Source organism: Streptococcus mitis B6, from assembly GCF_000027165.1.
GTDB lineage: Bacteria > Bacillota > Bacilli > Lactobacillales > Streptococcaceae > Streptococcus > Streptococcus mitis_AR.
In genome coordinates, this window is record NC_013853.1 from 636723 (window position 1) to 652374 (window position 15652).

17 protein-coding genes and 1 tRNA gene are annotated in these 15652 nt (G+C 38.3%); 17 read left to right on the forward strand and 1 reads right to left on the reverse strand.

The window, feature by feature from the left end:
* The first annotated feature begins 118 nt into the window (after window positions 1–118).
* The 6 genes from codY (at window position 119) to vex3 (ending at window position 5373) form a co-directional block, all read left to right on the forward strand.
* A complete protein-coding gene (codY, locus tag SMI_RS03460) occupies window positions 119–907 on the forward strand; it encodes a GTP-sensing pleiotropic transcriptional regulator CodY (protein ID WP_001284993.1) in 789 nt (262 codons plus the stop codon).
* Entirely contained in the window at window positions 907–1482 is a 576-nt protein-coding gene (locus tag SMI_RS03465; protein ID WP_000158730.1) for a cysteine hydrolase family protein, read from the forward strand. Before codY ends, SMI_RS03465 begins: the two co-directional genes overlap by 1 nt.
* Before the next feature lie 80 nt (window positions 1483–1562).
* Window positions 1563–1648, forward strand: a tRNA-Leu gene (locus SMI_RS03470).
* Window positions 1649–1785: 137 nt separating this feature from the next.
* Complete coding sequence (locus SMI_RS03475; protein WP_001068276.1) at window positions 1786–3063, forward strand: ABC transporter permease; 1278 nt, start codon at window positions 1786–1788, stop codon at window positions 3061–3063.
* A gap of 12 nt (window positions 3064–3075) precedes the next feature.
* Window positions 3076–3708 (forward strand): ABC transporter ATP-binding subunit Vex2, encoded by a 633-nt coding sequence (vex2, locus tag SMI_RS03480; protein WP_000173749.1) that lies wholly within the window; start codon window positions 3076–3078, stop codon window positions 3706–3708.
* A gap of 285 nt (window positions 3709–3993) precedes the next feature.
* Window positions 3994–5373, forward strand: a complete 1380-nt coding sequence (gene vex3, locus SMI_RS03485; protein WP_000902978.1) for an ABC transporter permease subunit Vex3 — start codon at window positions 3994–3996, stop codon at window positions 5371–5373.
* 139 nt (window positions 5374–5512) lie between these two features.
* Here vex3 and SMI_RS03490 read toward each other — a convergent pair whose 3' ends face one another.
* Window positions 5513–5635 carry a chlorohydrolase gene (locus SMI_RS03490; protein ID WP_164925512.1) on the reverse strand — a complete coding sequence of 41 codons (123 nt, stop codon included), beginning with the start codon at window positions 5633–5635 and terminating at the stop codon, window positions 5513–5515.
* 58 nt (window positions 5636–5693) lie between these two features.
* Between SMI_RS03490 and vncR the strand changes: the two genes are divergently transcribed.
* From vncR to SMI_RS03545, 11 genes are all read left to right on the forward strand, one after another.
* Window positions 5694–6350, forward strand: coding sequence for a response regulator transcription factor VncR (gene vncR, locus SMI_RS03495; protein ID WP_000697956.1), 657 nt, complete (start codon window positions 5694–5696; stop codon window positions 6348–6350).
* Entirely contained in the window at window positions 6347–7669 is a 1323-nt protein-coding gene (gene vncS / locus SMI_RS03500; RefSeq protein ID WP_000831353.1) for a sensor histidine kinase VncS, read from the forward strand. Before vncR ends, vncS begins: the two co-directional genes overlap by 4 nt.
* Before the next feature lie 146 nt (window positions 7670–7815).
* Window positions 7816–8697 carry a class II fructose-bisphosphate aldolase gene (locus SMI_RS03505; protein WP_001019004.1) on the forward strand — a complete coding sequence of 294 codons (882 nt, stop codon included), beginning with the start codon at window positions 7816–7818 and terminating at the stop codon, window positions 8695–8697.
* A 294-nt stretch (window positions 8698–8991) separates the two neighbouring features.
* Window positions 8992–9654 (forward strand): hypothetical protein, encoded by a 663-nt coding sequence (locus SMI_RS03510; protein WP_164925513.1) that lies wholly within the window; start codon window positions 8992–8994, stop codon window positions 9652–9654.
* A 519-nt stretch (window positions 9655–10173) separates the two neighbouring features.
* Window positions 10174–10479, forward strand: a complete 306-nt coding sequence (locus SMI_RS03515; protein WP_000520544.1) for a type II toxin-antitoxin system RelB/DinJ family antitoxin — start codon at window positions 10174–10176, stop codon at window positions 10477–10479.
* Window positions 10480–10520: 41 nt separating this feature from the next.
* Window positions 10521–10808, forward strand: coding sequence for a type II toxin-antitoxin system RelE/ParE family toxin (locus SMI_RS03520; RefSeq protein WP_000387492.1), 288 nt, complete (start codon window positions 10521–10523; stop codon window positions 10806–10808).
* A gap of 339 nt (window positions 10809–11147) precedes the next feature.
* Window positions 11148–12080, forward strand: coding sequence for an alpha/beta fold hydrolase (locus SMI_RS03525; RefSeq protein WP_000698053.1), 933 nt, complete (start codon window positions 11148–11150; stop codon window positions 12078–12080).
* Window positions 12081–12131: 51 nt separating this feature from the next.
* On the forward strand, window positions 12132–12677 hold the full coding sequence (locus SMI_RS03530) for a histidine phosphatase family protein (protein WP_001066185.1): 546 nt from the start codon (window positions 12132–12134) through the stop codon (window positions 12675–12677).
* Window positions 12678–12996: 319 nt separating this feature from the next.
* Window positions 12997–13989 (forward strand): ABC transporter ATP-binding protein, encoded by a 993-nt coding sequence (locus tag SMI_RS03535; protein ID WP_001240801.1) that lies wholly within the window; start codon window positions 12997–12999, stop codon window positions 13987–13989.
* Window position 13990: 1 nt separating this feature from the next.
* Entirely contained in the window at window positions 13991–14809 is an 819-nt protein-coding gene (locus SMI_RS03540; protein ID WP_000240172.1) for an ABC transporter permease, read from the forward strand.
* A gap of 1 nt (window position 14810) precedes the next feature.
* Window positions 14811–15596 (forward strand): ABC transporter permease, encoded by a 786-nt coding sequence (locus tag SMI_RS03545; RefSeq protein ID WP_000760733.1) that lies wholly within the window; start codon window positions 14811–14813, stop codon window positions 15594–15596.
* Window positions 15597–15652: the final 56 nt, after the last annotated feature.

Here is a 15652-nt window from a genome sequence, read left to right on the forward strand (position 1 = left end):
GTTACTTTGAGAAGTTACGTGTTTTTTCAAATTGCAATTAAATAAGCAATTTTCAGATAATTATTGAAAATTCAAGCTGTTTATGTTATAATGGTAGCGATTAAACTCGAGGTGAAAAATGGCAAATTTATTAGAAAAAACTAGAAAAATTACTTCTATCTTGAAGCGCTCGGAGGAGCAGTTACAGGAAGAACTTCCCTACAATGCGATTACCCGTCAATTGGCGGATATTATTGACTGTAATGCTTGTATTGTTAACAGCAAGGGTCGTCTTCTTGGCTATTTTATGCGTTATAAAACCAATACAGATCGTGTAGAGCAATTCTTCCAAACTAAGATTTTCCCGGATGACTATGTACAGGGAGCGAACATGATTTACGATACAGAAGCCAATCTGACAGTTGATCATGATTTGAGTATTTTTCCTGTAGAGAGTCGTGCCGACTTTCCAGACGGTTTGACGACTATTGCACCGATTCATGTATCAGGGATTCGCCTTGGTTCTTTGATTATTTGGCGCAATGATAAAAAATTCGAAGACGAGGATTTGATTCTTGTTGAGATTGCCAGTACCGTTGTTGGGATTCAACTCCTTAATTTCCAACGTGAAGAAGATGAGAAAAATATTCGCCGCCGTACTGCTGTTACCATGGCGGTTAATACCCTTTCTTACTCCGAACTTCGTGCTGTTTCAGCCATTTTAGGGGAATTAAATGGAAATGAAGGGCAGTTGACTGCGTCAGTGATTGCAGATCGTATCGGAATCACTCGCTCTGTGATTGTCAATGCCCTACGTAAACTTGAGTCTGCAGGGATTATTGAAAGTCGCTCACTTGGAATGAAGGGAACCTATCTTAAGGTCTTGATTTCAGATATTTTTGAAGAAGTGAAGAAAAGAGATTACTAATGACTAAGGCTTTGATTTCGATTGATTATACAGAAGATTTTGTTGCTGATAGTGGAAAATTGACAGCAGGTGCTCCAGCTCAGGCGATTTCGGATGCCATCAGCAAGGTAACTCGATTAGCTTTTGAACGAGGAGATTACATCTTCTTTACAATAGATGCTCATGAAGAAAACGATTGTTTCCATCCAGAAAGCAAGCTGTTTCCTCCTCACAATTTGATTGGGACTAGTGGACGGAATTTATACCGAGATTTGGGAACCTTTTATCAAGAGCATGGTTCAGACAGTCGTGTCTTTTGGATGGATAAACGCCATTACTCAGCTTTTTCAGGGACTGACCTGGATATCCGTTTGAGAGAGCGGAGAGTGTCTACTGTTATCTTAACAGGTGTCTTGACGGATATCTGTGTCTTGCATACAGCTATAGATGCCTATAATCTAGGATATGATATCGAGATTGTTAAACCAGCTGTTGCTTCCATCTGGCCTGAAAATCATCAATTTGCCCTAGATCATTTCAAAAATACACTCGGAGCTAAGTTAGTAGATGAAAATCTAAATGAAATTTCAGAGTAATTTGGTAGATGAAATGAAAAAAATTGAAAAAAAGTGTTGACAAGCATCCTAAAAGTTGATATACTAGTAAAGTAATCGACGCGGGGATGGCGGAATTGGCAGACGCGCAGGACTAAGGATCCTGTGACAGCTTTAGGTCGTGAGGGTTCAAGTCCCTCTCTCCGCATAGGATAAGGGTTAGCTTAGGCTAGCTCTTTTTTTCATCTAATTCAAGTAGAGCAAAAAATTTTTGCTCTTTTTTTATATTTCATAAACATTTCATATTTGAATTTTATAATAGTCTTACAAATATGGAGGTGACAAATGAATCCAATCCAAAGAGCTTGGGCTTATGTCAGCAGAAAACGACTGAGAAGTTTTATTTTATTTCTGATTTTATTGGTCCTATTGGCTGGAATTTCGGCCTGTTTGACTCTGATGAAGTCCAACAAAACAGTTGAAACCAATCTTTACAAATCACTCAACACATCATTTTCTATTAAGAAGATAGAAAATGGTCAGACATTCAAGTTGTCAGACCTAGCATCTGTAAGCAAGATTAAGGGACTGGAAAATGTTTCTTCTGAACTCGAGACGATTGCAAAACTAAAAGACAAGGAAGCAGTGAGTGGCGAGCAGAGCGTGGAGCGTGATGATTTGTCAGCTGCGGATAAGAACATGGTTAGCTTAACGGCTCTTGAAGATTCATCTAAGGATGTTACCTTTACCAGTTCGGCTTTCAATTTAAAAGAAGGGCGACACCTTCAAAAAGGGGATTCCAAGAAAATTCTCATCCACGAAGAGTTGGCTAAGAAGAACGGTCTTTCGCTTCATGACAAGATTCATTTAGATGCTGGACAGTCAGAATCTGGCAAAGGACAAACAGTTGAGTTTGAAATTGTCGGCATCTTCTCTGGTAAAAAACAAGAGAAATTTACAGGCTTGTCTTCAGACTTCAGTGAAAACCAAGTCTTTACAGACTATGAAAGTAGCCAAAGCCTTTTGGGTAATGGTGAATCTCTAGTCAGTGCAGCTCGCTTCTATGTAGAAAATCCTAAGGAAATGGACGAACTCATGAAGCAGGTAGAAAACTTGTCTTTGGAAAATAACGGTTATCAAGTTGAGAAAGAAAACAAGGCTTTTGAACAAATCAAAGACTCGGTTGCTACCTTCCAAACCTTCCTAACCATCTTCCTTTATGGGATGTTGATAGCAGGAGCTGGGGCCTTAATTCTTGTTTTGTCTCTCTGGTTGAGAGAAAGGGTCTACGAAGTGGGAATTTTACTGGCACTTGGAAAAGGCAAGAGCTCGATTTTCCTACAATTCTGTTTAGAGGTAGTTTTGGTATCTCTCGGTGCTTTGCTTCCAGCATTTGCTGCAGGAAACGCCATCACAACTTACCCACTCCAAACTCTACTAGCAAGTGGAGATCAGACAAGCTTACAAGATACACTAGCCAAAGCAAGCAGTCTATCAACCAGCATCCTATCTTTTGCAGAATCCTATGTTTTTCTAGTTCTGCTTAGTTGCTTATCTGTAGCCCTTTGTTTCCTATTCTTATTTAGAAAATCGCCGAAAGAAATTTTATCATCTATTAGTTAAGAAGGAGAAATCATGACTTTATTACAATTACAAGATGTTACCTACCGTTATAAGAACACTGCTGAAGCAGTCCTATATCAGATCAATTATAATTTTGAACCCGGGAAATTTTACAGTATTATTGGTGAGTCAGGAGCAGGAAAATCCACTCTCTTGTCCTTACTTGCTGGTCTAGATAGTCCTGTTGAAGGTTCTATTCTTTTCCAAGGAGAGGATATTCGTAAGAAGGGCTATTCTTACCATCGCATGCACCATATTTCCCTAGTCTTTCAAAATTATAACTTGATAGATTATCTTTCTCCACTGGAAAATATCCGCTTGGTGAATAAAAAGGCAAGCAAGGATACACTTCTTGAGCTTGGTTTGGATGAAAGTCAGATCAAGCGGAATGTTCTCCAGTTATCAGGTGGTCAACAACAACGTGTTGCCATTGCTCGCAGTCTGGTATCGGAAGCTCCTGTAATTCTTGCTGATGAGCCAACGGGAAATCTGGACCCTAAAACTGCTGGAGATATTGTCGAACTGCTCAAATCACTTGCCCAGAAAACAGGTAAATGTGTCATCGTCGTAACCCACAGCAAAGAAGTGGCTCAAGCGTCAGATATTATACTTGAGTTGAAGGATAAGAAACTGACTGAAATATAGAATCTAGTTATTAAACTTTAAACTAGTATTAGTTGGTAACCAGATACGTGTAAAGTAATAATAAATGAAGTGAGTCTTTAACAACTATTTCCCGCAGTAGTGATAGCCTAGATAATAACAAAGTTATTATCTAGGCCGGAATTTTTGAGACATATGGCTCAAAAATTAGGGATGAAATTCCTACAGGAAGTTGCTCCCGTCCGCACAATCTAAGGGAAATAGTAAAAAAATAATTTATATAAGTTATAAGACATTGAAATAGAACAGCATCTAGAAAGGGAATCTATGTTACACAACGCATTTGCCTATGTTACAAGGAAGTTTTTCAAATCGATTGTCATCTTCCTGATTATTCTCATCATGGCGAGCTTGAGTTTGGTTGGTTTGTCAATCAAGGGAGCTACTGCCAAGGCTTCTCAGGAGACCTTTAAAAATATCACCAATAGCTTCTCCATGCAAATCAATCGTCGCGTTAATCAAGGAACGCCACGTGGTGCTGGGAATATAAAGGGTGAAGATATCAAAAAAATCACCGAAAACAAGGCCATTGAGTCTTATGTGAAACGCATCAACGCTATCGGAGATTTGACTGGCTATGAACTCATCGAAACGCCAGAAACCAAGAAAAATCTGACTCCTGATCGTGCCAAACATTTTGGAAGTAGCTTAATGATTACAGGTGTCAATGACTCCTCTAAAGAAGACAAGTTTGTCTCGGGCTCTTATAAACTAGTTGAAGGAGAGCACTTAACAAACGACGACAAGGACAAGATCCTCCTGCACAAGGACTTGGCAGCCAAACACGGCTGGAAAGTAGGGGACAAGGTCAAACTAGACTCTAATATCTACGATGCAGACAATGAAAAAGGTGCCAAGGAAACAGTTGAAGTGACAATCAAGGGACTCTTTGATGGTCATAATAAGTCAGCAGTAACCTACTCACAAGAACTCTATGAAAATACAGCTATCACTGACATTCACACTGCTGCAAAACTTTATGGATACACAGAAGACACAGCTATTTATGGGGACGCAACCTTCTTTGTAACAGCGGACAAGAACTTGGATGATGTTATGAAAGAGTTGAATGGCATCAGTGGTATCAACTGGAAGAGCTATACACTAGTGAAGAGCTCCTCTAACTACCCAGCTCTTGAGCAATCCATCTCTGGTATGTACAAGACGGCCAATCTCCTCTTCTGGGGTAGCTTGAGTTTCTCAGTTCTTCTCCTTGCCCTCTTGCTCAGCCTTTGGATCAATGCCCGTCGCAAGGAAGTGGGTATTCTCCTCTCTATTGGTCTCAAGCAGGCAAGTATCTTGGGTCAATTCATTACTGAATCCATCTTGATTGCCATCCCTGCTCTTGTGTCTGCTTACTTCTTAGCTACTTACACAGCGCGTGCAATCGGAAATACTGTTCTTGCCAATGTCACTTCAGGTGTTGCCAAGCAAGCTAGCAAGGCTGCTCAAGCCTCTAACCTTGGTGGTGGTGCAGAAGTAGACGGCTTTAGCAAGACCTTGTCGAGCCTAGATATTTCCATTCAGACATCAGACTTTATCATCATCTTTGTCCTTGCCTTGGTTCTAGTGGTTCTCGTTATGGCGCTTGCTTCAAGCAATCTCCTTAGAAAACAACCAAAAGAACTCTTGCTGGATAGCGAATAACAAACTTGCTACCTATTCTCTCCTAAATGGGGTATAATATAGGTAGCATTTTTATCTGTTTTATCTTGATAATACTCTTCGAAAATCTCTTCAAACCACGTTAGCTTCACCTTGCCGTAGGTATATGTTACTGACTTCGTCAGCTTCCATCTGCAACCTCAAAACAGTATTTTGAGCTGACTTCGTCAGTTCTATCTACAACTTCAAAGCAGTGCTTTGAGCAACCTGCGGCTAGCTTCCTAGTTTGTTCTTTGATTTTCATTTCAGGATGAAACAGAGATGAATTACAAGAAATTTAAAGGAATGTGAAAGATTTTTCTATGAAAATTTTAATTGTAGAAGATGAAGAGATGATCCGTGAGGGGGTCAGTGATTATTTGACGGATTGTGGCTATGAAACCATTGAGGCTGCAGATGGGCAAGAAGCTTTAGAAAAATTTTCTAGCTATGAGGTGGCCTTAGTTTTATTAGATATCCAGATGCCTAAGCTCAATGGCCTGGAAGTGCTAGCTGAGATTCGCAAAACCAGCCAAGTTCCTGTCCTGATGTTGACCGCCTTTCAGGATGAGGAATACAAGATGAGTGCCTTTGCTTCTCTGGCAGATGGCTATCTGGAAAAGCCCTTCTCCCTCTCCCTCTTAAAAGTGAGGGTGGACGCGATTTTCAAGCGCTACTACGATACAGGACGCGTCTTTTCTTACAAGGATACCAAGGTGGATTTTGAGAGCTACAGTGCAAGCCTCTCAGGTGAGGAAGTAGCTATCAATGCCAAAGAGTTAGAAATTCTGGACTATCTGGTAAAAAATGAAGGACGAGCCTTGACTCGATCTCAGATAATCGATGCCGTATGGAAAGCGACAGATGAGGTTCCCTTTGACCGAGTCATTGATGTTTATATCAAGGAATTGCGGAAAAAGCTAGACTTGGATTGTATCCTCACTGTGCGCAATGTTGGTTATAAATTGGAGCGAAAATGAAACGAACAGGTTTATTTAAAAAGATATTTATCTATACCTTCTCGATTTTTAGTGCTCTGGTAATTTGCCTTCACTTAGCCATTTATTTTCTCTTTCCTTCGACTTATCTGAGTCATCGTCAGGAAACCATTGGCCAGAAAGCGACAGCCATTGCCCAGTCCCTAGAAGGGAAAGATAGGCAAAGTATCGAGCAAGTCTTAAACTTGTATTCCCAGACTAGTGATATCAAGGGGGCCGTTAAGGGCGAGATGACCGAGGACAAGTTAGAAGTCAAGGACAGTCTTCCTTTTGATACAGACCGCCAGACAACCTCTCTCTTTATTGAGGAGCGCGAGGTGAAAACGCAAGACGGTGGCACTATGACTCTCCAGTTCCTAGCTTCCATGGATTTGCAAAAGGAAGCAGAGCAGATTAGTCTTCAGTTTCTACCCTATACCCTGCTGGCATCCTTTCTGATTTCCCTTTTGGTGGCCTACATTTATGCTCGGACCATTGTTGCACCGATTTTGGAAATCAAGCGAGTAACCCGTCGGATGATGGAACTAGATACCCAAGTGCGATTGCGCGTGGATTCTAGGGATGAGATTGGTGATCTCAAGGAACAAATCAATAGCCTTTACCAGCATCTTTTAACTGTCATTGCGGACTTGCATGACAAGAATGAAGCGATTCTCCAGCTTGAAAAGATGAAGGTCGAATTCTTACGAGGTGCTTCTCATGAATTGAAAACACCTCTGGCTAGTTTGAAAATCCTGATCGAAAACATGAAAGAAAACGTTGGGCGTTATAAGGATAGAGACCGCTATCTGGGAGTAGCCTTAGGAATTGTGGATGAGCTCAATTACCACATTCTCCAGATACTTTCTCTCTCGTCTGTGCAGGAGTTGCGAGATGATAGGGAAGAAATTGATTTGCTCCAGATGACGCAAAGTCTGGTTAAGGATTATACCTTACTAGCCAAGAAAAGAGAGCTCCAGATTGACAATAGTTTGACCTATCAGCAGGCTTATCTAAACCCATCTGTCATGAAGTTGATTCTGTCTAACCTTATCAGTAATGCTATTAAGCACTCTGTTCTAGGTGGCTTAGTTCGCATTGGAGAAAGAGAAGGGGAACTTTTTATAGAAAATAGCTGCAGTCCAGAAGAACAAGAAAAACTGGCCCAATCTTTTTCTAATAATGCTAGTCGCAAGGCCAAGGGGTCTGGTATGGGGCTCTTTGTGGTCAAGAGTCTATTGGAACATGAAAAATTACCTTATCGTTTTGAGATGGAGGATAATCGTTTAACCTTCTTCATAGCTTTTCCAAAAGTCGCCTAAGACTAGGGATAGAAAGGGTTTACATAGATGAAGCTAGAAGAAATTCAATCGAAACTGCGGGAAAAACTAGATTTTTTTGTCAAAAAGTGATAAAATGAACAATGTAAATGGGATGACCCATAAAAATATACAGGAGGCCTGATAAAATGGCAATCGTTTCAGCAGAAAAATTTGTCCAAGCAGCTCGTGACAACGGTTATGCAGTTGGTGGATTTAACACAAACAACCTTGAGTGGACTCAAGCTATCTTGCGCGCAGCAGAAGCTAAAAAAGCTCCAGTTTTGATCCAAACTTCAATGGGTGCTGCTAAATACATGGGTGGTTACAAAGTTGCTCGCAACTTGATCGCTAACCTTGTTGAATCAATGGGTATCACTGTACCAGTAGCTATCCACCTTGACCACGGTCACTACGAAGATGCACTTGAGTGTATCGAAGTTGGATATACTTCAGTTATGTTTGATGGTTCACATCTTCCAGTTGAAGAAAACCTTAAATTGGCTAAAGAAGTTGTTGAAAAAGCACACGCAAAAGGTGTATCAGTAGAAGCTGAAGTTGGTACTATCGGTGGTGAAGAAGACGGAATCATCGGTGATGGCGAATTGGCTCCAATCGAAGATGCTCAAGCAATGGTTGCAACTGGTATTGACTTCTTGGCAGCTGGTATTGGTAACATCCATGGTCCTTACCCAGCAAACTGGAAAGGTCTTCACCTTGATCACTTGCAAAAATTGACAGAAGCAGTACCTGGATTCCCAATCGTATTGCACGGTGGTTCAGGTATTCCTGATGAGCAAATCCAAGCAGCTATCAAACTTGGTGTTGCTAAAGTTAACGTTAATACTGAATGTCAAATCGCATTCGCTAACGCAACTCGTAAATTTGCTCGTGACTACGAAGCAAACGAAGCAGAATACGACAAGAAAAAACTCTTCGACCCACGTAAATTCTTGGCTGATGGTGTAAAAGCTATCCAAGCATCAGTTGAAGAACGTATCGACGTATTCGGTTCAGAAGGTAAAGCTTAATCAAGCTAAACAATACAGAAAGAACCTACCCATTGGGTAGGTTTTTTGTTTACACATCTAATTGAGTGTAACAAATAAAAGCGTTACTTAAATAGGAGGATAAAAGGAGATGGTATGTTGCAAAATAAGAGTAATATAGAACAAACGAATAAACATTTAATGTATATGGTTGGAATTTTTTTCGTGTTCTTAATATTAGGTATATGGTTATCAACTTGTCTGTGGTATCAAATAATTATGACAGTATATTTTTTGATTATATTTATTTTTATAATTATAATTGGAATTTCAAATATGAAGAAATTGAAAGATAAGGCACCATTTGAATTTTTTAGTAATTTACTGGCTATAGCTTTAACTATTTTCCCGTTATCTTTGGTTGTTTTTGGAAAAAACGATAATTTATCTGATTCAGTTAAAACCTTCTACGCTATTGCGGTCGGAATCGGAGTAAATTATGTAATTGATAGTATTTTTAAATTTGTAGAATCAGAAGTAGTAGGTGATAAAAAGAAATTACTTACTAAAAAAGCAGCATTTAATAAAATTCTATTTAATATAATTTATATTTCAGAATATATTTCATTTATTCTAATTGAATATCTTCCAGTTTGGTTTGATAATGTTAAACAATATCATATTGGATTTATCAATACAATTATTGAATTATTTTGTCAATTAGATTATTGGTTGAAACTGCTTATTGTGACGGTTATTATACTAGTAACTTTAATGGCGATTGTAATTATTGTTATGGAATCAATTAAAAAAGAAGTGAATAACGAGATGGAGAATGATATGGATACTCTTAGGGAAAAACTATCAAATGAATTAAATAGGGTATCTGAAATACGTACATTATTAAAAAATATGAATACTGATATAGATGTACATTTAGAAAAAATCGAGCATAAACTGAATGTTGGAATTAATAAATTGAATAAAATTGATAAATAATAGATAATTTGATCTTGTTAATAAAGCAATTAGTTTATCGCATTTTACAAGAACCAGTTGTTTCCTTTGTATCAGATTTCATTATAGGTATAGCAGAAAAAATTTGATAACTTTTTATAATGTATATCCATGAACTTTCAAATAAAAGTTTAAAAGATTTTCATGCTTTGTGAATGAATTAATTAAAAAGATGTAATGAATTATAAAAATCAATAAATGATAAATGTCTCCCAGAATCCATGTTTTTGGGTTAAATATACAAATGAGACTTTTCTTATAATTTTGGTTTCTATATTCACAACATTCAATAAACCAGTAGGTTCTTGAAACCTCTAGGGGTTAGGATTACGAGAGCGTTTCATGGTCAATAGTTTTCTGTGTTACTGCTTTTTTATCGGATAGGTTAATCTAATCTTTCAATAGTGTAATAGTGGTATTTCGTTTTCAGAAAGCATTTAATTGACAAGTAATGCAAATTGATGTACAATTACAGTACAAATCGTAAGTGAGGTAATAAGAATGGGAAAAACAGCTACAATTAGTGTTCGAGTTGATGAATTAGATAAACAATCAGCTGAACAAGTTTTGAAGCAGCTTGGGATGCCGATATCAACATTAGTTACACTATTATTGAAACAAGTATCATTAACGAAGAAAATTCCCTTTGATATTGCATTGCCAGATGTACCTTCAACAGTGAATGTAGAGGAAATGACAGTTGAACAATTTAGACAAATGATGGTTGAAGCATATCATGAAGCAGAAAACGGTCATGTTCGATCCGTCAATGAGTTCTTTAAAGAATTTAAGGAACGGAACGTCTGACTAAAATAACCATTAATATTTTAAAAAGAGCTGAAGGAGATATGGAAGCCATTTATCATTATATCGCAGATGAGCTTCAATCGCCGGAAACTGCTATGAATCACTTTGAAGCTATTGCAGAAGGGATTAAAACCTTAGAAATATTTCCTGAAAGATGTGCTATTGTAGAGGAATTGCTCAATTTAGATATTAAAGTTAGACGACTACTAGTAAAAAATTATTCAGTGTTTTATCGTTTTGATAAGGATACAGTTACCATCTTGAGAGTGTTACATCAATCAAGTAGCTTGGACAGATTACTGTTTGAAATCGGGAACAAATCCGATTGACATATACGTATTTAGTCAGATTATATTCTATTTCATGGCACGTATATATAGTAGATTGAATCTAAAATAGTACAATATGACTTCTAAAAATATTTCTAGAAATTAGATTGACTTTCCTAATCGATTTGTTCCTACCTTATTCAATCTACTATAAAATCATAATTGAAGCTTTTTAAGAAACATGGAAAAAACTGTTCATTATGCTCCAGATGCTAAAGCTTAATTTAGCTGAATAATACAGATGAAACCTGCCCATTGGGTGGGTTTTTTGGTGTGAATATATTGTAGAAGAACCAATATTAAGTTGCTTGAAGGTTCTATTTTTTGTACAATAATACTATGAAAATACTGAAAAAATGGTTTCTTGGCTTTCTTAGTTTCATTCTTTTGTTTCTAGCGGCTACATTCATCTTTCACCGTATCAGTTTGGAAAAGGAAGAAGCCTCACTGAAACCTATGGGGCAACAAGTTTTCGTCGATGGACATCAAATGAATGTTTACGTTGAAGGGAATGGTCCTGAGACTATAGTAGTTCTCTCAGGTGCTGGTATTGCTTCCCCTATATTGGACTTTAAAGAAGTATCGGAATCTTTATCGAAACGGTATAAGGTAGTCATCGTGGAGCGAGCAGGATATGGTTATAGTGATGATAGCAATCATTCAAGAGATGTGATGGAGGTTTTGTCTGAGACGCGTCAAGCTCTTTCACAAGCAAATGTCAAAGGTCCTTTTATCATTTTGTCTCATTCCATGGCTAGTCTTGAGAGTTTAGCTTGGCAGGAAAAGTATCCTGATGAAGTGAAAACCTTGGTTGGGTTAGATTGGGCACTGCCAGCTAGTTATGAAAATTTAAAGGACAATCAGGCCTTGCTTACTGTGGCCTATTGGAGCGGCAAGATTGGTTTATTACGCTACTTCCCTGAGTCTTTTTATATAAAAAATCAAACTCTGACCGAAAGTGAACGAAGACAATATAAACTTCTAGTTTATAAGCAGTTGATGTCACAAGCCATGCTTCGTGAATCCCAAACGGTAAAGGAAAATGCCAAGAAAGTTCCTTCAAACATTAATCCGAAAATTCCGGCCTTACTAATGATTTCTAATGGTGATGGTACTAGCTTTAGCCAATTTGAGTGGCAACGTTATGCAGAGAGATTTGCAAGCGACCAGTCTAATGTTCAAGTTGTCTATATGGATGCGCCTCATGACCTCTATCATTATCAAAGCGATGCTATTGTTTCTCGCATTAGAGAATTTTTAGAGAATAATTGAGGGCTTAAAAATCCATTGAGACTGATGATAATAATTGAAAGGTAATGACTTATGAATAATTCTTATATTTTACTTAGACATGCTCATTCAAAATTTTCAAGTGATGATTTTAATAGAACTTTGTCAGAAAAAGGATTTTCATCTCTTGACCAGTTAGAGTTTTTGAATTCTTTTAATATTGATCATTATTTTTCTAGTCCATATAAACGAGCATTTGAAACGATTAATAGCTCGCCAATTCAATTTGATAAAATAGTTCTTGATAATCGGTTACGAGAGCGAAAATTATCTTCAACCTTTATAAAAGATTCTGAGTTTGAAGACAGTATTAAATATTTATGGCAAAATCCCAGTGAATCTCTTTCAGAAGGGGAATCAAATCAAGGTGCACTAGCTAGAGTACTAAATTTTTTAATGGAATTGGAAGAGAGATACTCAGAAAAAACGATTTTACTTAGTTCACACGGGAATTTGATAGGAATACTACTACATCACTTTGATTCCAGTTTTGATTATGAAAAATGGGAGCAGATGACCTTTCCAGATTGTTTTCTAATTGATAGAAATGGGATTGTGAAAAGAATTATGAAAGATTAGTTCTTTGATTAAATAGTGAATCATATAGGTCAAAATAGTTTGCTTTTTATAATTCGTAACCTGCCCATTGGGTGGGTTTTTTGGCGTTTTAAGGAGACTATTAAGCCAGAATTTCTGAATAAAAGTATTATTTTAAGAGAAAAATTTTCAATTTCACAAACTTTAGGCAAATGCTTGCATTCTAGTTTTTATTGGATTATAATAGGTTTGGTATAAAGCCTTCTGTAGCAATAAAATGTAGAATGCGTAGACAGTAAGGATTTAGAATGTTTGTAGTAAAAAATACAATGTTGCTATTCCTTACCATAGGGAGATAGATATGGCAATGATAGAAGTGGAACATCTTCAGAAAAATTTTGTGAAGACTGTTAAGGAACCGGGTTTGAAGGGTGCTTTGCGCTCCTTTATTCATCCTGAAAAGCAGACCTTTGAAGCGGTCAAGGATTTGACCTTTGAGGTACCAAAGGGGCAGATTTTAGGCTTTATCGGTGCAAATGGTGCTGGGAAGTCGACCACAATCAAAATGCTGACAGGGATTTTAAAACCGACATCTGGTTTTTGTCGGATTAACGGCAAGATTCCCCAGGACAATCGTCAAGATTATGTCAAAGATATTGGCGTAGTTTTTGGACAACGCACCCAGCTATGGTGGGATTTGGCACTGCAAGAGACCTACACGGTCTTAAAAGAGATTTACGATGTGCCGGACTCGCTCTTTCATAAGCGCATGGATTTTTTGAATGAAGTCTTGGATTTGAAGGACTTTATCAAGGACCCCGTGCGGACTCTTTCACTGGGACAACGGATGCGTGCGGATATTGCAGCTTCCTTGCTTCACAATCCCAAGGTTCTCTTTTTAGATGAGCCGACCATTGGTTTGGACGTTTCGGTCAAGGATAACATTCGTCGGGCTATCACCCAAATCAATCAGGAGGAAGAAACTACTATTCTACTGACCACTCATGATTTGAGTGATATTGAGCAACTTTGTGATCGGATTTTCATGATTGACAAGGGTCAGGAGATTTTTGATGGAACGGTTAGTCAGCTCAAGGAGACCTTTGGCAAGATGAAGACTCTCTCCTTTGAACTGGTGCCAGGTCAAAGTCATCTCGTCTCTCACTATGAAGGCCTGCCTGATATGACAATTGATAGACAAGGAAATAGCCTCAATATTGAATTTGATAGTTCACGCTACCAGTCAGCTGATATTATCAAGCAAACCCTGTCTGATTTTGAGATCCGCGATTTGAAGATGGTGGATACGGATATTGAGGATATTATCCGTCGCTTCTATCGAAAGGAGCTCTAAGATGGTCAAATTGTGGAGACGTTATAAACCCTTTATCAATGCAGGTGTTCAGGAGTTGATTACCTATCGAGTCAACTTTATTCTTTATCGGATAGGCGATGTTATGGGGGCTTTTGTGGCCTTTTATCTCTGGAAGGCTGTCTTTGATTCCTCTCGGGAGTCTTTAATTCAGGGCTTCAGTATGGCAGATATCACCCTCTACATCATCATGAGTTTTGTGACCAATCTTCTGACTAGGTCAGATTCGTCCTTTATGATTGGGGAGGAGGTCAAGGATGGCTCGATTATCATGCGCTTGCTGAGACCAGTGCACTTTGCGGCATCTTACCTTTTTACAGAGCTTGGCTCCAAGTGGTTGATTTTTATCTCTGTTGGCCTTCCATTTTTAAGTGTCATTGTTTTGATGAAAATCTTATCTGGGCAAGGCGTTGTAGAGGTGTTGGGTTTAACTGTACTTTATCTTTTTAGTCTAACGCTAGCTTATCTGATTAACTTTTTCTTTAATATCTGCTTTGGATTTTCTGCCTTTGTGTTTAAAAATCTTTGGGGTTCCAACCTACTTAAGACTTCTATAGTGACTTTTATGTCTGGCAGTTTGATTCCCTTGGCTTTCTTTCCAAAGGTTGTTTCAGATATTCTGTCCTTCCTGCCTTTTTCATCCTTGATTTACACTCCGGTCATGATTATCGTTGGGAAATACGATGCCAATCAGATTCTTCAGGCGCTCGCTTTGCAGTTTTTCTGGCTCTTAGTGATGGTGGGCTTGTCTCAGTTGATTTGGAAACGAGTCCAGTCCTTTATCACCATTCAAGGAGGTTAGTATGAAAAAATATCAACGCATGCATCTGATTTTTATCAGACAATACATCAAGCAAATCATGGAATACAAGGTGGATTTTGTGGTTGGTGTGCTGGGAGTTTTTTTGACTCAAGGCTTGAATCTCTTGTTTCTCAATGTCATCTTTCAACACATCCCATCCCTAGAAGGTTGGACTTTTCAAGAAATTGCCTTTATATATGGTTTTTCCTTGATTCCTAAGGGATTGGACCATCTCTTTTTTGACAATCTTTGGGCTCTGGGACAGCGCTTGGTGAGAAAGGGGGAGTTTGACAAGTATCTGACTCGTCCAATCAATCCTCTCTTTCATATCCTAGTTGAGACTTTTCAGATTGATGCCTTGGGAGAACTCTTGGTCGGTGGAATCTTACTAGCGACAACGGTGACTAGCATTGCTTGGACTCTTCCAAAATTCCTGATTTTTCTAGTCTGCATACCATTTGCGACCTTGATCTATACTTCCTTGAAAATCGCGACAGCTAGTATCGCTTTTTGGACCAAGCAGTCAGGAGCCATGATTTACATCTTCTATATGTTCAATGATTTTGCCAAGTACCCGATTTCGATTTACAATTCTCTTCTTCGTTGGTTGATTAGCTTTATCGTGCCTTTCGCCTTTACGGCCTATTACCCTGCCAGCTATTTCTTGCAGGACAAGGATGTAATCTTTAACATCGGAGGTTTGATGTTGATTTCCCTTGTTTTCTTTGTTATTTCCCTCAAACTTTGGGACAGGGGATTGGATGCCTACGAAAGTGCAGGTTCCTAAGATGAAGAAACTCAAAGCCTTGTCTTAGGACAGGCTTTTTCAAATAGAGATGAAAA